The organism is Rhodococcus sp. 05-2255-3B1 (assembly GCF_002258545.1).
GTDB lineage: Bacteria > Actinomycetota > Actinomycetes > Mycobacteriales > Mycobacteriaceae > Rhodococcoides.
In genome coordinates this window covers 59,288-81,158 of sequence record NZ_NOZC01000046.1, presented here as the reverse complement: position 1 = coordinate 81,158, position 21,871 = coordinate 59,288, and the positions used below count along the sequence as shown (strand labels likewise).

Genomic DNA, 21,871 nt, shown 5'->3' with positions numbered 1-21,871 from the left:
GACCGACGGTCACCCCCACGGTTGATCGTTCACGCGGTGGTCGGCGTTGCAGTTGGCCTCAGCCTATCGGTCGGCCCGTCCCGATCGGTTCAGGCAGACGGTGCACCGGGATCCCGTCCTGCATCGCCTCGTGGCGGTCACCGTCGACCGAAACGACGGCGACGAGATCCTCCCGATCGTCGGATGCCGACTCTTCGAGGGCAGCGATCGCTGCTGCGGTGAGGAACGCGTGCGTCGCCCATTCCGCGGACACGATCTCGGCGGCGTCCTCGGCCGACTCCGCCTGATCGAGGATCAGGGCCGCACCTGCCGTCACCGCGACCACTCCGGCCAGCACCGCCGCAGCGGTGTCGAAACGAGCGGGAACCGCGAGCCGCGAATCGTATTCGACCGACCACTCGGTGACGGCTCTCGCCGCCAGTGCCGCGAGGGTTCCGTGATCGACGACGGTTCCGTCGTTCCCGACCAGGGCCGGACTGTCGGGCCCGAGCACCGCGGTCCGATCGGTGTAGGTCACCGGTCGCGGGGAATGGGCGGCGATCGCATCGACGATGTCGGTGCGGCCGAGTGGGACGACCGTCATCGACCCGGCCCATGCCGGTACGTCGTCTTCGTCGACGACCGCAACCGTTGCGCCCGTCGGCTCGACCGACGCGGTCGTACCGTCCGAATCTGCCGGATCGACGGGAACGAGGGCCGCTCCCGCTTTCGCGACCGCCCAACGCGTCGCGACGGCCTGAACCCCGTCCACGATGGCGACAGCGACGACGACGCCCGGCCCGACGCCGTGGTCGATCAGGAGACGTGCCAGACGCGACGACTGCTCGTCGAGCTCACGGTAGGTCGTCTCGACACCGCCCGTGGACAGTGCGGGCGCATCGGGATCGGTGTCGACCGCGGCGGTGAGCACCTGGGGCAGAGTCAGATCCGATCGAACCGGTGCCGAACCGGTATCCGTGGTCTCTCGCGCGTCGGACAGCACCGCTCGTTCGGCGGCATCGAGTACGTCGATGTCTCCGACGATCGCAGACGGTGTTTCCGCCACGGCCTCGGCGATACGAGCGAATCGAGCTGCCAGCGATGCCACGGTGGACTCGTCGAAGATGTCGGCGGCGTACACCCACTCCACGATCAGGGTTCCGGTCCCCGACTCCCCTTCGGCGTGCTGTGTCTCCACCGTCACCTGCAGGTCGAACTTCGCCGTCGGCTCGAAGCCGCTCACGGGTTCGACCACCAGGTTCGGCAGCTCGAAGCGCGCATCGCCGTGCGGTTCGACCGACAGGACGGTCTGGAACAGCGGGGTGTACCCGGCATGTCGGTCCGGGGCGATGGCGTCGACCACTCGCTCGAACGGCACGTCGGAGTTGGCGAAGGCCCGAAGGTCGTTCTCGCGCAGCGTGTTCAACAGTTCTGCGAAGGTGGCGTCCGGGTCGACGTTCGTCCGCAACGCCAGCGTGTTGACGAACATCCCTACGAGCCCGTCGAGTTGTTCGTGCCCGCGGCCGGCGATGGGTGTGCCGACCGCGAAGTCGCGGGAGCCACTCATTCTCGACAACAACACGCCGAGTACCGCGTGCAGCACCATGAACAGGGTGGCGTTGTTCTCGCGCGCGATGGCGACGAGCCCGGAGTGGGTCGATTCGTCGAGCTGGGTACTCAATCCGGCCCCGCGCAATGTCGCGGTGGCAGGCCGAGGTCGGTCCCACGGCAGCGACACGACCGCAGTGATGCCGGCCAGTTCGTCCGCCCAGAATGCCAACTGCTCGGACAGTATCGAGCTGGGATCGCTGTCCGATCCCAGGACCTGACGTTGCCATACGGCGAAGTCGGCGTACTGCACCGTCAGCGGTTCGGGAGTGTAGGCATTTCCCGAGGCTGCAGCGAGGTAGGCGGTCATGACGTCGCGGGCCAGGGGCGTCATGGACGCGCCGTCCCCACTGATGTGGTGCATGACGATGACGAACACGTGCTCGTCCGGGCCGGTGCGGAACAGGGCTCCGCGGATCGGTGGTGCCGCGGTGACATCGAAGCCGCCGTGGATCATCGCGCGAACACGATCGGCGGTGTCGGCATCGCTCGGCGCATCGCCGGGCGTCAGGTCGGGAACGACACCCTCGACGTCCATGATCTCCTGGTAGGGCGAACCGTCGGTGTCCTCCGGATACCGGGTACGAAGCGACTCGTGGCGTTCCACCGTCGAGGTCACCGCAGCCTGCAGTGCAGCGACGTCCAGTTCACCTCGAAGACGCAGGGCCAACGGCATGTTGTACGCCCCGGAATCGGGGTCCAGTCGGTTGAGTACCCACATGCGCTGCTGGGCGAGCGAGAGCGGAACCCGTCCGCCGGGTGCCCGTCGCCGCAACGGCACGTCGTTCGCGTCGTCGATACGCGATTCGGCCCGAGCTGCGAGCGCGGCAACGGTCGAGGCCTCGAACAGATCTCGAACACCGACCTTCTTGCCGAGCGCCGCAGCGACGCGTGCGGCGACCCGGGTCGCGATGAGCGAGTTGCCGCCGAGATCGAAGAAGTCGTCGTCCGATCCGACGCGCTCCACGCCGAGCAGTTCGGCGTAGATCTGCGCGATCGTCTCCTCGACGGCAGTTGCGGGAGCGCGGAACGTCTTGACCTCGAACACTGGTTGCGGCAATGCTTTTCGGTCCAGCTTGCCACTGGTGTTGAGCGGGAACTCCGAGAGCACCATCACCGTGGACGGCACCATGTATGCCGGCAGTGCACCGCCGACGAACGTGCGCACCTCGGCCGGGTCCAGCGTTCGGTCCGGCCCGGGAACGACGTAGCCCACGAGCTGATCTCCGGCACCTGTCGTCGCGACCACCGCGGTGGCCTGATTGACGTCGGGATGAGTCAACAGCGCGGTCTCGATCTCGCCGAGTTCTATGCGCTGGCCACGGAACTTGACCTGGAAGTCGGTGCGTCCGATGTACTCGAGCACCCCGACCGTGTCCTGGCCCGGACGCCATCTGACCAGGTCACCGGTGCGGTACATCCGGTCACCGTTGGTGGCGAACGGGTTGGCCACGAACCGGTCCATCGTCAGGTCGACGCGGCCGAGATAGCCGTCGGCGAGCTGGGTGCCCGCCAGATACAGCTCACCCGCGGTTCCTGCTGCCACCGGGTGCAGTCGCCCGTCGAGAACGTAGGCCTGGGTGTTCCACTCCGGCGCACCGATCGGAACCGTCGAGACATCCCCCGGCCCGGTCTCCCAGAACGTCACCGTCACCGCGGCTTCGGTCGGCCCGTACAGGTTGTGAATGCCGGCCGAGCTGATCGCTCGGAAATCGGTCACCGTTTCCGGCGGTAGCGCTTCGCCGACCACGAACACGTGCCGAAGCGAACGGCACTGTTCCGCTGTGGCGTACGCGGCGAACACCGTGAGCATCGACGGTACGAAATCGGTGATGGTCACGCCGTGCCGAGCGATCCGATCGGCGACGTACGCGGGATCGCGATGGCCGTCCGGTGTGGCCAGAACAACCGTTGCACCGACCCAGAGCGGTAGGAAGAATCCCCACAGCGACACGTCGAATGTCGTTGCGGTCTTCTGCATGTAGACATCGTTCGCGTCGAGCGAATACTGCTGCACCATCCAGGCCATCTCGTTGACGACGGCTCGGTGCGACACCGCAACGCCCTTGGGTCGTCCCGTCGATCCCGAGGTGAAGATGACGTAGGCGGTGTTTCCCGGGCGCACCGGTGCCAGTCGATCGGCGTCGGTCAACGCACCGGTCGCGTGAACGGTGAGGTCGAGAGTGTCGAGTTCGAGAATCGGGAAACGCTCGGGTAGACCCGCCCGATCACCACTGGTGGAGAGGACGACGACCGGCTCCGCGGTGTCGAGGATGTACTCGATTCGATCCGAGGGGTGGTCCGGATCGATGGGCACGTAGGCACCACCGGCTTCGAGGACGGCATAAATGCCGACCATGAGGTCGATCCCGCGCCGCATTCCGAGTGCGACGAGCGATTGCGGCCCGACACCGAGAGACACCAGGTGTCGCGCGAGGCAATTGACTCGATCCGAGAACTCCGCATACGTGACGGTCGTGTCCTCGAACACCACTGCCGGCGCATCCGGATTCGCGACCACTCGGGCCCGGAACTGCTCGGTCAGCATGACGCCTGCGTCGACCTCGTGCGCGGTGTCGTTCCAGGTCTCGATCACTCGGGTTCGTTCTCGAGCCCCGAGTAGATCGATGTCGCCGACCGCGACCGTGGTGTCGGATACGAAGGTCTCGAGTATGCCGACCAGGCGTGCCAGCACGGAGTCGATGTACGCGGGATCGAACAGATCACTGATGTACTTGAGCGTGAACGAGATTCGGTCCTCGGCCACGACGAGCAGCGTCAGCGGGTAGTGGGTGTTGTCGTTGGAGCTCACGCCTTCGACGGTCATGCCGTCGATGGCCGCGGCCTGTTGCGTCAGTTGCGCTTCGTCCACCGGGTAGGACTCGAAGATGGTCAGCGTGTCGAACAGATTGCCGACGCCGATCGCCCGCTGGATGTCGACCAGCCCCATGTGGTGATGGTCGAGAAGATCTGCTTGTTCACCCTGGATCCGGCCGAGGTACGACTCCACCGTCTCCGCCGGGTCGAATCGCACTCGGACCGGAATGGTGTTGATGAACAGCCCGATCATCGACTCCACGCCCGGCAGACCTGCGGGCCGACCGGAAACCGTCGCACCGAACACGACGTCGGTTCGTCCGGTGATGTGAGCGACCAGCAGACCGTACGCCGCCTGCACCAGAGTGTTGACGGTGACGCCGAGCCTGCCACCGAGCGCTACGAGCGCCGCGGTGGTCTCGACGTCGGTCGACGACTCCGCCTCGGCCGATCTCGACGAGATCTCTCGTCCGACACTCGGCGGAGCGACGAAGGTCGGTTCCTCGACACCGTCCAGTGCCCGAGTCCACGCGCTCAGAGACGCAGCCGGGTCCTGTTGATCGAGCCACGCCAGGTACGAGCGATACGTCCGCACCCGAGGCAGCGACTCGGTGGAGCTCTGCGCCGCGTACAGGTACAACAGTTCCTTCATCACCAGCGGCAACGACCATCCGTCGAGCAACACGTGATGATTGGTCATCGCGAGCTTGTACGTGGTCGGCGTGATCCTGACGAGCAGGAATCGCAACAGCGGCGCGGTGGAGACATCGAAGTGTCGACGCTGATCCGCGGCCAGAGCGTCGGCCACGGCAGCGTCGCGTTCGGGTCCGTCGAGATGGGACAGATCGATCGTGTTCCAGGGCAGCCGAACATTCCGCTGGACGATCTGCACCGTCTCGCCGTCCGCGGTCGCGGTGAAGGACGTCCGTAGATTGTCGTACCGGTCCAGGAGTGTCTGCGCCGCGCGGTGCAGGCGATCGTCGTCGACGTCACCGGCGAGGTCGAGCACCACCTGCATCGTGTAGACGTCGATCGACGCGTCCGCGAACAGTGCGTGGAAGAGCAGTCCCTGCTGCAGCGGCGACAGCGACCAGATGTCCGTCAGCTCCGGGTACCGCGCCTCGAAGGACGAGATGTCGGACTGTGAGAGCCGAACCAGCGGCACGTCCGACGGCGTCAGGCCACCCGAGCCGGGGGCCTCGGCATGCGCTGCGAGCGCGGTCAACGCGTCCGACCACAGCTGCGCGAGCCGCTCGACGGTCGCCTCGGTCACCGCTCCGGTCGGGAATGCGAACGACGCACTCAGTACGCCGCCGTCGTCGGTGTCGAGGACGATGGCATTGATGTCGACGGTCTTGTTGGCAGCCATGTCGGCGTCACCGGCCGCCGACAGCTCGTTGTCCGCTGAGGGTAGCCATCCGAGCGCCTTCATCTCGTCCGGCACCTCGCCGGTGTTGACGCGTCCGAGGTAGTTGAAGCTGATCTGGCCGGTGCCGAGTTCGGAGAGCTCCGCTGCGGTCTCGGGGTTGAGGTACCGCAACAGTCCCCAGCCCATTCCTCGCTCGGGCAGCTCCAGCATCTGTTCCTTGACCGCCTTGACCGCCTCGCTCAATTGCCGGCCACCGGCGAATGCGGCATCGACGTCGATACCGGTGAGGTCGAGGCGCACCGGGAACAGGCTGGTCAGCCAGCCGACGGTGCGTCCCAGATCGGCTCCAGGCACCACTGCTTCCTCGCGGCCGTGCCCTTCGAGCTGCACCAGCGTGGCCGGAGCCGACATTCCGTGCTCCGCACGCAGTTTCGTGACCGCGAGCGCCAACCCGGCGAGCAACCCGTCGGCGACGCCACCGCGGAAGATCTCCGGCACGGTCGTCAACAGACTGCGGGTCACCTCGGGTGTCAGTTCGACATCGACCCTGTCGAGGGTGGCAACGACGTCGAGTGCAGGATCGAAGGGACGCTCGCCGAGAACGGGGTCCTCGGTGTCGGCGATCCGACGCCACATCGGCAGTTCCGCCAGGCGCGCCTGGCTCGAGGCCGCATCGACCAACGCATGCGTCCACCGCCGCATCGACGTTCCCACCTCGGGAAGAGCCGGGTTCGCTCCCGCGGACAACTGTGCCCACGCGGAGACGAAGTCGGGGATCAGGATTCGCCAGGACACTCCGTCGATCACGAGGTGATGGGCGATGACGGAGAGCGTGCCTGCTTCGGTGGGGCCGTGATCGACCCATACGAAGGCCAGCATGCGCCCGGCCTCGGGGTCGAGGGTTCCGACAGCGGAATCGAATGCCGTTGCAGCGGAATCCGTGTCGGCCACGGTCAGCAACGAGCCCGCGTCGACACTCCCCGGTGCCGCAGCGTCGAGCCCCCACCCACGGTCGTCGTGGACCAGGGTGGAGCGCACCACGTCGTGTCGATCGATCACGGCGTTCAGCGTCGCGAGAATTCCGGCTCGGTCTATGCCGATCGGCAGTTCGAGCGTGACGGCCTGATGGAACCGCGACCGGCCCCCACCGCGCTCCATCAGTGCGGCACCGAACGGCGGCAACGGCATCCAGCCGATTCCACCGCCGTCGAGTTCCTCGAGCACGACCGCGTCGCTGCCTTCGCCGACGGTCACCGCGATCTCGGCGAGACCCGCGACGGTCTTGCGCTCGAACACATCTCGTGGCCCGAATTGGATTCCCCGTGCCTTCGCGCGGGAGACCAGCTGGATGGAGACGATGCTGTCGCCCCCGAGCGCGAAGAACGAATCGTCGACGCCGACGGTGTCGAGTCCGAGCACGTCCGCGAAGACCTCCGCGATGATGCGTTCGGTATCGGTACTGGCGGTGCGGTATTCGGCGTCGCTTCCGAACTCCGGTTCCGGTAGCGCTCGTCGGTCGAGCTTGCCGTTCGGGCCGAGCGGCAAGGCGTCGAGAGTCACGAGACCGGCGGGAACCATGTACTCGGGCACCGATGCGGCGACGGCAGCGGTGACCGCGTCGGCGTCGATCGTGGTCCCGGCAGCGGGCACGAGGTAGCCCACCAGGATTTCACCGGCCGACGGCGTCCGACGCACGAGGACCACGGCCTGGTCGACGGACGGGTGTGCCGTCAGCGCGGCCTCGATCTCGCCCAGCTCTATCCGCAGTCCGCGCAGCTTGACCTGGAAGTCGGTGCGACCGAGGTATTCGAGCTCACCGTCGGCGGTCCACCGAACCAGGTCTCCGGTGCGGTACATCCTCGACCCGGCAGTGCCGTGCGGGTCGGCGACGAACCGGTCCGCGGTGAGGTCCGCACGCCCCAGATATCCACGGGCGAGTTGAACCCCGGCGAGATACAGCTCCCCGGGTACCCCGACCGGAACCGGGTGCAGGCGTGCATCGAGCACGGTGACTCGGGTGTTCCAGACCGGAGCGCCGATGGGGACCGACGCGATGTCGGCCGGCACCACGCGGTGGTAGGTCACGTCGACTGCGGCCTCGGTCGGGCCGTACAGGTTGTGCAGCTCGGTGGTCGGCAGTGCAGCGCGCAGGGCCGAGGCGACCGAGGCAGGCAGCGCCTCGCCGGAGGCGAAGACCGCACGCAAACCGGTGCACTTCGAGACGCCGTCGGCCGCGGCGAACACCGCGAGCAGCGAGGGCACGAAGTGGGCAACGGTGATACCGCGTTGCGCGACGGTGTTCACCAGGTAGATCGGATCCCGATGGCCGTCGGGTTCGGCGATCACGAGCTCGGCACCGATCTGCAACGGCCAGAACAGCTCCCACACCGACACGTCGAACGTGACCGGCGTCTTCTGCAACACCTTGTCGCTCTCGGTGAGTGAGTACTCCGCCTGCATCCACAGCAATCGGTTGACGATCGACTCGTGGCTCACCGCGACACCCTTGGGGCGACCGGTCGATCCGGACGTGAAGATGACGTAGGCGATGTCGGCGGGCCGCAGCGGTGCGATCCGCTCGGCGTCGGTCATCGGTGCAGCGGACACACCTGTGGTGTCGACGGCGTCGACCAGGATTCGGGTGACATCGGATCGGAGTCCAGCGCCATCTCGCTCGGTCGTGAGCAGGACCACCGGTGCCGCGGTGTCGAGGATGTACCCGATTCGTTCGGCGGGCAGATCCGGATCGACCGGAACGTAGGCACCACCGGCGGTGAGCACCGCATAGATGCCCACCAGCATGTCGACCGATCGCCGCATGGCGGTCGCCACGACGGTTTCCGGGCCCACCCCTTCCGAGACGAGAACTCGCGCCAGTGCGTTCACGCGGTCCGAGAACTCGCGATAGCTCACCCGTTCGTCGCCGAAGCTCGTCGCGATGTTCTCCGGGCTCGCCGCAACCCGGGACTCGAACAGAGACACCAGCGTCGCCGCGGCATCCACCTCGTGCCCGGTCGCGTTCCACTCCTCCAGGACGCGCGAGCGCTCACCGTCCTCGAGAATGTCGACGTCACCGACCACGCGATCCGGGTCGTCGACGAGAGTGCCGAGGACGCGCACCAGGCGACGCGCGAGCGAACTCATGGTCGACTCGTCGAACAGATCTGTGGCGTAATCGAATTGGACGTCGATACCGGCGGGAGCGCCGGATTCGTCGACGTTCTCCCACAGCGTGACCTGCAGATCGAACTTGGCGAACGCGCTGCCGAGGTCGATCCCCTCGACAACGAGCTCGGGCAGCGTCAACGTCTGCCGTTCGAGGTTCTGGAAGGTCAGCATGACCTGGAAGATCGGATGCCTGGCCTGAGACCTGTCCGGTGCCAGCTCGTCGACGAGCCGCTCGAACGGCACGTCGGCATGCCCGAAGGCACCGAGATCGGCGTCTCGGACGAGCGCCAGTTGCTCGCGCAACGACGCCGCCGGGTCCACCCCGGTACGCAGCGCGAGCGTGTTGACGAACATGCCGACGAGTCCGTCCAGATCGGCGTCGCCTCGGCCTGCCACCGGGGTTCCGATCGTGACGTCGTCGGTTCCCGCCATCGCAGACAGCAACACGGCCAGGGCGGTGTGCACCACCATGAAGTCGGTCGCATTGGCGGATCGAGCGAGGCGGGCGATGTTCGACTGCAGGGCCGCATCGATCGAGAAGTTGTACGCCGCACCACGATAGGACGCCACGGCGGGCCGTGGACGGTCGGTGGCCAGATCGAGCTGCGCCGGCGCTCCCGCGAGGACCGCCGTCCAGTACGCCAACTGAGCTGCCAGTGGCGACTCGGGGTCGTCCGCCGAACCGAGGACGTCCCGCTGCCACAGGGTGTAGTCCGCGTACTGCACGGCAAGTGGTGCCCACTGCGGACTCTCCCCCGCTACGCGGGCGGTGTAGGCGAGCATCACGTCACGGGTCAGCGGCCCCATCGAGAATCCGTCCGCGGCGATGTGGTGCGCCACGAACGCCAGTACGTACTCGGACTCGCTCAGCTGCAGAATCCGGACCCGAACCGGAACGGCACGGGTCACGTCGAATCCGGCCGAGACGAAGGTTCGCAGGACCTGCTCCACGGAGCCGGCATCGACGTCGTCGACGGCCACCGTCACGCCCGCCTCGGCGGTACCGAGAACCACCTGACTGCCTCGTCCGTCGACCTCCGGGTAGACGGTGCGCAGAATTTCGTGGCGTGCGATCACATCGAGGACGGCACTCGACAGAGCATCGGCATCGATATTGCCGGACAACCGAATTGCCACCGGAATGTTGTTCACGGCAGAGGTCGGATCGAACTGGCTCAGGAACCACATGCGCTGCTGCGCCATCGACAGAGGAACCACGTCGGGCCGCGGACGTGCCGTGAGGGCCCGTCGTGCACCGGTGCCCACCTTGGATTCGACGGCACGGGCGAGCGAGAGAACGGTCGGCGACTCGAATATCGATCGCACCGGCACCTGAGTGTCGAGCGCGGCTCCCAGTCGGGAGACCACCTGGGTCGCGATCAGCGAGTTGCCGCCGAGCGCGAAGAAGTCGTCGTCCAGACCGACGCGTTCCACCGAGAGCACCTCGGCGAACACCGTCGCCACTGCCTCTTCGACCGGGTTGGTCGGTGCACGGAACTGTACGGTCTCGAACTGCGGATCCGGCAACGCTTTTCGGTCCAGCTTCCCGTTGGCGTTGCGAGGCAATGCATCGAGGATCACGAAAGCCGACGGAACCATGTACGACGGCAGCCGGCCGGACAGAGCCGAGCGCAGCCCGTCGGGGTCCACCGTGGCACCGGCAGCGGGCACGACGTAGGCCACGAGGCGGGCGCCGAGTCCGGTGTCGTCGAGTGCAAGCACCGCAACGTCGCCGACCTCGCTCAGCGACCCCAGTGCAGCATCGATGTCACCGAGTTCGATGCGGAATCCACGGATCTTGACCTGGAAGTCGGTTCGGCCGACGTACTCGAGTTGGCCGTCCTTGCGCCAGGTGACGAGGTCGCCGGTGCGGTACAGCCGTCCGCCCGGAGTGAACGGGTCGGCCACGAAGCGCTCCGCGGTCAGGTCCGGCCGAGCGACGTAGCCCTCGGCCAGCTGCACGCCCGCGAGATAGAGCTCGCCTGCCACGCCAACCGGTACCGGTGCCAGTCGCGAGTCCAGGACGTAGACCCGGGTGTTCCACTCGGGTCCACCGATGGGTACGGAGGTGCCGCTCGTCCGGGCGACGCGATGTGCGGTCACCGACACGGCGGCTTCCGTCGGGCCGTACAGGTTGTCCAGTCGCGCGGTGGAGGCACGCAGTGCGCGGTCTGCGGTCGCCACCGGAAGCGCCTCACCGATCGCCAGGATCCTTTTCAGACTCTTGGGAAGTGATCCCGCCGACGCGGCGACGAGGGCGTCGAGCACGGAGGGCACGGTGTGCAGCGTGGTGACCGATCGTTCGGCGATCAGGTCCACCAGATAGGCCGCATCACCCTGTGCACCGGCCTCGGCGATCACGACGGCACCGCCGGAGATCGTCGCCACCCAGAATTCCCAGACGGACAGGTCGAACGTCGCTGCGGTCTTGAGCAGCACCCGGTCGGTGCTGTCGATTCCGTAATGCTCTGCCTGCCAGAGCAACTGGTTGACGATCGCGCGGTGGCTCACCGCGACGCCCTTGGGTCGACCGGTCGATCCGGACGTGAAGATGACGTACGCGGTGTTGGCGGCGCGCAGCGGAGCGATGCGCTCGGCGTCGGTGACGGGCGCATCGGACAACGCCGCATCCGAATCGTGCAGCCTGGGGTCGGTGTCGATCGACACGACCGGCACCGTTGCGGTGTCGATGTCGACACCGGCGGTGCAGAGCACCAGCGCCGGAGCGGCGACCTCGAGGATGTAGGTGTTCCGCTCCGCGGGCTGATCGGGGTCGATCGGCACGTACGCGCCGCCGGCCTTGGTGACTGCGTACATGGCCACCAGCAACTCGACGGACCTGCGGATTGCCAGGGCCACGGTCACCTGGGGGCCGACCCCCGAAGCGATCAGGACCCGCGCAAGCCGGTTGATCCGTGCGTCGAACTCACGGTAGGTCAGCGATTGCCGCGCGTCGATCAGCGCGATCGCGTCCGGGTCCGCCTGCACCCGACGGTCGAACAGTGCCGCCAGGGTCGGATCGGAGTCGACCGGATGCGCGGTGTCGTTCCATTCGTGCACGATGGTGTTGCGTTCGGTCGCTGTGAGGACATCGAGATCCCCGACGACGACCGAGGGGTCGTTCGCCACGGCCCGCAGCACCTCGACGAATCGCTCGACGAAACCGTCGATGGTCGATCGGTCGAACAGGTCTGTGGCGTAACTGAATTCGGCCGCCAACTCGGCCGGTGAACCGTCCGATTCGTACTGGTCCGATATCGACAGCTGCAGATCGGTCTTGGCCGTCGTCGTGTCGGCGTCGACCGCACTGACCGTCAGCCCGGGGAGCTCGAACGTCGAATCGGCGAGGTTCTGGAAACTCAGGCCGATCTGGAACAACGGGTTGCGGGCGGTCGAACGGACCGGGTTGAGCACCTCGACGAGGCGCTCGAACGGCACGTCCGCATGCGCGAATGCGGACAGGTCACGCTCGCGCGACTGCGCGAGCAGCTCCTCGAACGTCATCGACGGCTCGACCGTCGACCGGAACACCAACGTGTTGACGAACATTCCGATCATGGGATCGAGGGCACGCTCGCCGCGGCCGGCGATGGGGCTGCCGATGGCGATGTCCTCGGAACCGGAGAGCTTGGCCAGGAACACCGCGAACGCCGAGTGCACGACCATGAACAACGTGGACCGATGTGCGCGTGCAAGTTCGGCGAGACCCTGGTGCAGTCCCGCGTCGACGGTGAAACGCACCGTGTCGCCACGGAAGCTCTGGCTCGGCGGGCGTGGGCGATCGGCGGGAAGCGCCAGCTGATCCGGCAGCTCGGCCAGAGCCTGCTTCCAGAACGAAACCTGCCGGGCGGCAAGTGAATCGGGATCGGATTCGGAACCGAGTACGTCACGCTGCCACAAGGCGAAGTCGACGTACTGCACGGGGAGCGGTTCCCAGTCCGGCGCGCTACCGGTCGAGCGCGCGGTGTACGCAGTCATGATGTCCACTGCCAACGGGCCCATCGAGGCACCGTCCGCCGAGACGTGGTGGACGACGAATGCCAGAACGTACTCGGCATCGGCGACGCGGAACAGTCGGGCATCGACCGGCACCTCGGCGGTGACGTCGAAGCCGCGTCGGAAGAATTCCCCGACGACCGCCGCGACATCGTCCTGCTCACCGGCGGACAGGTCGCGGACGGTCAGGTCCAGGGAGACCTCGGCGGCCGGAAGTACCTGCTGGTACGGGCCTTCGGGCGAATCGGGGTACTGCGTCCGCAGCGATTCGTGACGTTCGAGAACGTCGAGAACGGCCGAGTGCAACGCCGCGACGTCGAGGTCACCCGACAGCCGCACCGCGAACGGGATGTTGTCCACCGACGACGTGGTGTCGAACCGGTTCAGGAACCAGTAGCGCTGCTGGGCCGACGACAGGGGCGGGCGTTCCGGACGCGGTCTCGGTGCCAGTGTCGCCCTGGAACCGGATCCGACGGCTGTCTCCACGTGCGCCGCCAGCGCCGCAACGGTCGGGCTCTCGAAGAGGGCCCGTACCGGCACCACGGTGTCCAGAGCCGCGCCGAGCCGCGAGACGACCTGCGTTGCGATCAGCGAGTTTCCGCCGAGTGCGAAGAAGTCGTCGTCGAGCCCCACCCGGTCGATACCGAGCACACCGGCGAACACATCCGCGACGGTCTCCTCGACCGCGGTGGTGGGTGCCCTGAACCGACCGGCCTCGAACACCGGGGCAGGTAGTGCGGTCCGGTCGAGCTTGCCGACCGGGGTCAGCGGGATCGCATCGAGAACCACGATGGACGCCGGAATCATGTACCCCGGCAGCGACTTTCCGACGAAGGCGGCGAGTTCCTCGACATCGATCACGCTGCCGCGCACGGGCAGAACGTAGGACACGAGAGTCGTGACGCCGGAGGGAAGCAGATGACCCACCGTCACTGCGAAATCGACGCTGGGATCGGCGGCGAGCGCCGAGTCGATCTCGCCGAGCTCGATACGGAATCCGCGCACCTTCACCTGGAAATCGGTACGTCCCACGAACTGCAGCTGCAGATCGTCCGTCCACCGCACCACGTCGCCGGTGCGGTACATCCGTGCGCCGTCGATGCCGTACGGGTTGGCCACGAAGCGCTCGGAAGACAGACCGGGCCTACCGAGATAGCCGCGAGCGAGCGCACCGCCCGACAGATAGAGGTCACCCGCGACACCGGTCGGAACCGGTTCGAGTCGGGAATCGAGGATGAGCACGGACATGCCGTGGATGGGTCGACCGATGGTGATCGGTGCGCCGGGCGTCAACTCGGCGAAGCTCGAGATGATCGTCGTCTCGGTCGGCCCGTATCCGTTGAAGTACTTTCGGCCCGGTGCCCATCGGGCGAGCAGTTCGGGAGTGGTCACATCGCCGCCGACCGAGAGCACTTCGAGCGAGTCGATACCGTGCGGATCCATCGTGCCCAGAACTGCCGGGGTGATGATGGTGTGGGTGACCTTCTCCGCCTTCAGCAGTTCGGACAGCTCGGTGCCGCCGAGAATCGACGCAGGCACGACCACCAACGTCGCACCGACGGAGAACGCTGCCATCCACTCCAGGACCGAAGGATCGAAGTTGGGCGAGCAGACGTGCAGGAACCTCGAGGCCGGTTTCAGGTGGTACAGGTCGGTTGCTGCGTCGAGAACACCGCCGAGTCCGGCGTGCGTGACGACGACGCCCTTCGGCTTACCCGTCGAGCCGGAGGTGTAGATGACGTAGGCCGGGTTCTGGAACGTGACGGGCCGCAGTCGGTCGGCGTCGGTGACCGGCTCGGCGGACCGGGTGCGGACCTCGGCCACGAACTCGTCGTCGTCGAGGCTCGACCACGGAAAACTCGGGTGTCCGGCGGACAGCGCATCCGAATGCGCGCTGGTGGTCAGACCTAGCATGGCACCGGAGTCGGCGATCATGTGCCCGATTCGGTCCTCCGGATACGTGGGATCGACGGGCAGGTGGGCCGCACCCGACTTCGCCACTGCCCACACCGCCAGCACCATGAGGTAGGAGCGTTGAAATGCGAGTGCCACAACGGATTCGGGGCCCGCACCGCGTTCGATGAGAACGCGTGCGAGCTGGGAGGAGGTCGCGTCGAGTTCGGCGTAGGAGATCGATCGTCCCTCGTACCTGATGGCCACGGCCGACGGATCGAGGGCGGCTCCGGCCGTGAGTATCTCGGCCAGGGTGCCGCCGGCCAGCACGTCGTCACCGTGCACGTGTGTGAGGCGGTCGTACTCGTCGTCGTAGAGAATCGACAGGTCGCCGACCGGAACGTCCGGTGTGGTGGCAACCGCGTCGAGCAACCACCGGAATCGGCGCGAGAACACTTCGATCGTCTTCTCGTCGAACAGATCTCGCGCATAGACGAAGCTGGCCGCGAGACCGGCTCCACCGGGCTTCTCGTGCAGGGTCAACGACAGGTCGAACTTGGCGGTGTCGACCTCGACGTCCACGGCGGAGACCGTGAGTCCCGGAAGCTCGAAGTGGCTCGGCGGGAGGTTCTCGAAGGCGATCGCCACCTGGAACAGCGGATGACGCGCCGTCGACCGTTCGGGCTCGAGCAGATCGACCAGTCGCTCGAACGGGATGTCCGCGTGCGCAAACGCCTCGAGGTCCACGTCACGGATCTGTGCCAGCAGTTCGGTGAATCCTCGGCTTCGGTCGACCTTCGTGCGCAGCACCAACGTGTTGACGAACATGCCGATCACGTCGTCGAGTACTGCCTCGCCTCGTCCGGCCACGGCCGTACCGACGGCGACGTCGTCGGAGGTCGACATCCGCGCCAGGAACAGGGCGAGGGCACCGTGGACGACCATGAACAACGTGGTTCCGGTCGACTTGGCCAGCTCGGTCAGCGACTCGTGCACCTCGGCATCGATGTCGAACTGGAATCGCCCGCCCTCGTACGACTGCACCGCCGGACGTGGCCGGTCGTACGGCAAGGTCAGCTCGCTCGGCAGATCCGCCAGTGCAGTACGCCAGTAGTCGGCCTGCGTTGCCATCAGGCTGCCCGGTTCGGTGTCGTCTCCGAGAACGTCACGCTGCCATACGGCGAAGTCGGCGTACTGCACCGCCAGTGGTGTCCACGCGGGAGAGTCTCCGGCCACTCGGGCCACGTACGCAGTCATGACGTCGCGGGTCAGCGGACCCATCGACCAACCGTCGGCGCTGATGTGGTGTACCACGAACACGAGCACGTACTCGTCGTCCGAGATTCGGAAGAGCTTGGCGCGCAACGGAGCCGACTCCGTCACGTCGAAGCCCTCGGACGCGAAGGCGACGAGGTCGCCGATCACCTGTTCCGCCGAGGAGGCGATCGGGGTCAGGTCCGGTGCGACGGACGCGGCGGACAGGACCACCTGGTGCCCGGTGCCGTCCACGCTCGGGTACACGGTGCGCAGCGCTTCGTGTCGGTCGAGGACATCGGTGACGGCGGACTGCAGCGCGGAGACGTTCAGCGCCCCGGAGAGCCGGATGGCCACCGGAATGTTGTTGACGGCGGATTCGGGCTCGAAGCGGTTCAGGAACCACATCCGCTGCTGTGCCAGGGAGAGCGGGATCCGCTCGGGGCGCTCCTGCGGCACCAACGGTGCCGAAGTCCCGGTTCCGACATGGCTTTCCAATGCTGCCGCCAGGGCCGCAACGGTACTGGCCTCGAACATCACGCGGACGGGCACGGTCGTGCGCAACTCGGTACCCAGCCGCGAGGCGACCCGGGTTGCGACGAGCGAGTTTCCGCCGAGGGCGAAGAAGTCGTCGTCGACGCCGATGCGGTCGATGCCGAGAACGGCAGCGAACACCTCTCCGACGATCTCCTCCATGGGATTCGTCGGAGCCCGGTACTCGGTCGCCTGGAAGTGCGGATCCGGCAGCGCTTTCCGGTCGAGCTTGCCACTGGCACCGAGTGGGAACTCGGCCAGTTCGACCAGTGCGGCCGGAACCATGTACTCGGCCAATCGTTCACGCAGCGCCCCGAGGACCTGGCTGTGGTCGACCGGTCCGTCGGCGGGAACGACGTAGCCCACCAGCTGGTCTCGACGGACCAGCACCACCGCTTGCTCGATGCCGGACAGTTCCAGCAATGCCGATTCGATCTCGCCGAGTTCGATGCGCAGGCCGCGCAGCTTCACCTGGAAGTCCGACCGACCGACGTACTCCAGTTCACCATCGGGAAGCCACCGCACCACGTCACCGGTGCGGTACATCCGAGAACCCCCGGGTCCGAACGGATCCGCGACGAAGCGGTCCGCGGTCAGGTCGGGGCGTCCCACGTAGCCGCGGGCCAGCTGGGTGCCTGCGAGATAGAGCTCGCCGGTCACCCCTGCCGGTACCGGAACCAGGTGCGAGTCGAGCACGTAGACAGAGGTGTTCCACACCGGCGCACCGATGGGCATGACTTCCGAGTCCTCGTCCGTGACCGCGTGATAGGTCACGTCGACCGCAGCCTCGGTCGGGCCGTACAGGTTGTGCAGTGACAGTTGTGGCAGGGCAGCGCGCAACGCATGCGCTGTCGTGGGGGGAAGCGCTTCGCCGGAGGCGAAGACCAGGCGGAGCGATTCGGCAGCGTGCGGTGCGCGCCGAGCTTCGGGTACGAACACCGACATCATCGACGGCACGAAGTGCACCACCGACACATGCTCACGAGCAATCACATCGAGCAGATACAACGCATCCCGATGACCATCCGGAACAGCGATGGCCACCGACGCCCCGTTCTGCAACGCCCAGAAGAACTCCCACACCGACACATCGAACGTCGACGGAGTCTTCTGCAACACCACATCCCCGGCGCTCAACCCGTACTCGTGCTGCATCCACAACAACCGATTCACGATCGCCGCGTGCGACACCCCCACACCCTTCGGACGACCCGTCGAACCCGACGTGAAGATCACGTACGCGAGATTCGACGCCCGCAACGGTGCCGTGCGCTCGGCATCGGACAACGGCAACGGCGACAGACCCGACACATCGACAGTGTCGATATCGACCGTCTCGACCCCCGCGAACTCCACATGATCACGCGTCGTCGACAACACCCGAACCGGAGCCGCCGTCGCCACGATGTACTCGTTGCGATCCGCCGGCTGCGACGGATCGATCGGCACGTACCCCGCACCGGCCTTCACGATCGCATACATACCCACGAACAGGTCCAGACTCCGCCCGATCGCGAGCCCCACCAGCGAATCAGGACCAACCCCCACCGACACCAGAAGTCGCGCAAGACGATTCGCACGCCCCGCGAACTCCGCATACGTCAACCGCTCACCCTCGAACACCAACGCCTGCGCATCCGGAGTCTCGGCCACCTGACGATCGAACAGGTCGACCAGCGTTGTGCCCGAATCGATTTCGGACGCCTCTCCGGCACCGAGCGCGAGAACAGACGTGCGCTCGGCCGGGTCGATCAAGTGCATGTCACCGATCGTGGCCGTGGGCGAGTCGGTGATCGCTGCCAGAATCCGCTCGAACCGCCGACCGAATTCGGCCATAGTGGATTCGTCGAAGAGGTCGGCGGCGTAGGTCAGCGCCACGGTCAGACCCGACGGCTCGCCTTCTGCGGCAATCGAATTCCACAACGTCACCTGCAGGTCGAACTTCGCCAGATCCGCCTCGTAGTCGAGTGCGGCAACGCGAAGACCCGGGATCTCCACCGAGGTCTGGTCGAGATTCTGGAACGTGAGCATCACCTGGAACAGCGGATGGCGGGCCTGCGACCGCGCCGGAGCCAACGCGTCGACCAGCTTCTCGAACGGCACGTCGGCGTGCGAGAACGCCGCGAGGTCGACGCCTCTCACCTCACGCAGGAAGTCCTCGAACGTCGCGTCCGATTCGACGGCGGTGCGCAGAACCAGGGTGTTGACGAACATACCGATGACGTTGTCGAGCACTGCGTCGCCACGTCCGGCCACCGGTGTTCCGATCGAGATGTCCTCGCTGGCAGAGAGTTTGGCGAGCAGAATCGCCAGTGCGGCGTGCACGACCATGAAGGTGGTCGCACCGTGTGCGCGGCCGAGCTTCTCGAGCGAGAGAACCAGGTCTGCATCGATCTCGAACTTGTACGTGCCACCTCGGGTGGTGGCGACGGCAGGACGGGGCCGGTCGGTCGGCAGTTCCAGTTGGTCGGGCGCTCCGCCGAGGCGTCCGCGCCAATATTCCTGCTGAGCCGAGAGCACCGACTCGGGGTCGTCCTCGTTGCCGAGAACCTTTCTCTGCCACAGCGTGAAGTCGGCGTACTGCACCTCGAGCGGCGTCCACTGCGGGTCGTGGCCGTTCGAGCGGGCAACGTAGGCCGTCACCACGTCGCGAGTGAGCGGACCCATGGAGAATCCGTCGGCGGCGATGTGGTGGACCACGAACGCGAGCACGTGCTCGGTGTCCGACAACGCGAGCAGCAATGTCCGGAAGGGTAGCTGCACCGACAGGTCGAACGGGCGTAGAGCGAACTCGAGCAGGGTGGCGGGAAGCTCCGCCTCGTCCGCCGCCGAGATCTCCAGTTCGACTGTTGCCGAATCGGATGCGAGTACGTGCTGGTAGCCGACGCCGTCGCGGTCCGGGAACACGGTGCGCAGCGACTCGTGCCGATCGAGAACGTCGGCGAGCGCGGCACGCAGCGCCGTGAGGTCGAGTGCACCGGACAGGGTCAGGGCCACCGGGATGTTGTTGACGGCAGATTCGGGCTCGAATCTGTTGAGGAACCACATGCGCTGCTGAGCCAGCGACAGCGGGACGTGGTCGTGATCCGGCTGCGCGGTCAACGGAATGCGGTGGCCGGTCGAATCCGACGCGTCCACGGCCGCGGCGAGTTCGGCAACGGTCGGAGCGTCGAAGAAGGCACGGACGTCGACGGCCGAACCACGTTCGGCGTTGACCCGCGCGATCACGCGGGTGGCGTTGAGGGAGTTGCCGCCGAGTGCGAAGAAGTCGTCGTCGACACCGATGCGCTCGATACCGAGCACGGTCTCGAAGATCGAGACCAACGCGGTCTCGGTCTCGGTGCTCGGTGCGCGGTATTCCTGCACCTGCGATGCGAAATCGGGCGCAGGCAGCGCTTTTCGGTCGAGTTTGCCGCTCGCGTTCAGCGGAAACTCGTCCAGGACGACGAACACCGACGGCACCATGTATTCCGGCATGCGCCGTCGCACCGCGTCCGCGAGGCCGTCGTGATCGAGATCGGGATCGGTGCTGACGACGTATCCGACGAGCTGCTGTTCCGACTGCTCGGACGAATGGAGCAGCACGGCCGCCTGAGTCACCTCGGGCTCGGCGAGCAGCGCCGATTCGATTTCGCCCAGCTCGATGCGCAGGCCGCGCAGCTTGATCTGGAAGTCGGTGCGCCCGATGTACTCGATGAGGCCGTCGCCGCGTCGGCGCACCAGGTCACCGGTGCGGTACATGCGGTCACCCGGCTCACCGAACGGGTCGGCCACGAACCGGTCGGCGGTCAGGTCGGTGCGTCCGAGGTATCCGCGAGCGAGCTGCACGCCCGCGAGATAGAGCTCACCCTCGACTCCGCGGGGCGATCGCCGCAGTCCTTCGTCGAGCACGTAGAGGTCGGTGTCGTCGACGGCAGCGCCGATGGGAACCGAGGCTTCTTCCACCTGTTGGGTTCGGTAGTACGTGACATCGACGGCCGCTTCCGTCGGCCCGTACAGATTGTGCAGTTCCGCGTTCGAGATGGAGTGGAACGCGTTGACGGTGCGCGCCGGGAGTGCCTCGCCGGAGGCGAACACCATTCGGAGCGAATCGGCCTGCGCAGCAGTGGGTTCGGCGACGTACACCGAGAGCATGGACGGGACGAAGTGCGTCACGCTCACGCTGCGCTCGCCGATGACGCGGGCGAGGTAGGCGGGGTCGCGGTGGCCCTCGGGCTCGGCGATCACGAGCGTGGCACCGATCTGCAACGGCCAGAAGAACTCCCACACCGATACGTCGAACGTGAACGGTGTCTTCTGCAGCACGACGTCGTCGGTGCTCATCGCATATTCGCGCTGACGCCAGGAGATGTTGGCGACGATGGCCCGGTGGCTCACCGCCACGCCCTTCGGACGTCCCGTCGAACCGGAGGTGAAGATGACGTAGGCGAGGTCGTCCTCGGTCAGGGCTCCGCGCCGGTCGGCATCGGTGATCCGCCCTTCCGGCACCTCGGTCAGGTCGACGTCGTCGACGAGAACGGTGACGGTGCCCTCGGGCAACCGAGGCATGTCCGTCGTGGTCGTCAGAACCAGGACCGGGTTCGCGATGTCGAGAACGTACCCGAGTCGATCGACCGGATGATCCGGGTCCAGCGGAACGTATGCCCCGCCTGCTGCGGAGATCGCGTACATGCCCACCAGCAGATCGAACGATCGACGGATCGACAGTCCCACCGCTGAATCGGGGCCGACACCCTGTGCGATCAGTACCCTGGCGAGACGCTCGACGGAAGCGGCGAACTCGGCGTAGGTGCGAGTCTCGTCGCCGAAGACCAGCGCAGGTGCGTCCGGGGTGCGCTCGGCCTGATCGGCGAACAGCGCGTACAGCGTGGTGGCTTCGGGATCGGCAGAACTCGACGTCGAATCGTCGGCACCGAGAACGGACACAGCATCGGTGACGACGGTCGACACGACCGAGTCCAGACCACCTTCGGTGGCCTCGATCAGGCCCGCGAGGGTGTTGGACAGCACGACCGGGACCAGCGCGTCGGGGCCGAGGACGCCTCCCATGGCCGCGTCGAGGGTGGTGATCTCCTCGTCCAGGCGGGCGTAGGTCAGTTCCGTACCGAGGTGCGTGAGAGCCACGCGGTCGGGTTCGACCGCTGCAACGCTCCGAACCAAGCGCGGAAGGTCCTCGACCGTCAGAGCTGCATCGCTTCGACGTCCTACCGCCATCTAACTTTTCCTCCTGATCGATCCACGTGCACAACCGGC

At 66.5% G+C, this 21,871-nt stretch carries 1 protein-coding gene; it reads right to left on the bottom strand.

Annotated features, from left to right (window positions below; translation table 11 throughout):
* Nucleotides 1–58: 58 nt before the first annotated feature.
* Entirely contained in the window at nucleotides 59–21,832 is a 21,774-nt protein-coding gene (locus tag CH249_RS26870) for a non-ribosomal peptide synthetase (protein WP_094683652.1), read from the bottom strand.
* Between the last annotated feature and the right edge of the window lie 39 nt (nucleotides 21,833–21,871).

Excerpts from the sequence above, each read along its gene's own strand:
- CH249_RS26870 (WP_094683652.1), bottom strand. The coding sequence starts at position 21,832 with ATGGCGGTAGGACGTCGAAGCGATGCAGCTCTGACGGTCGAGGACCTT.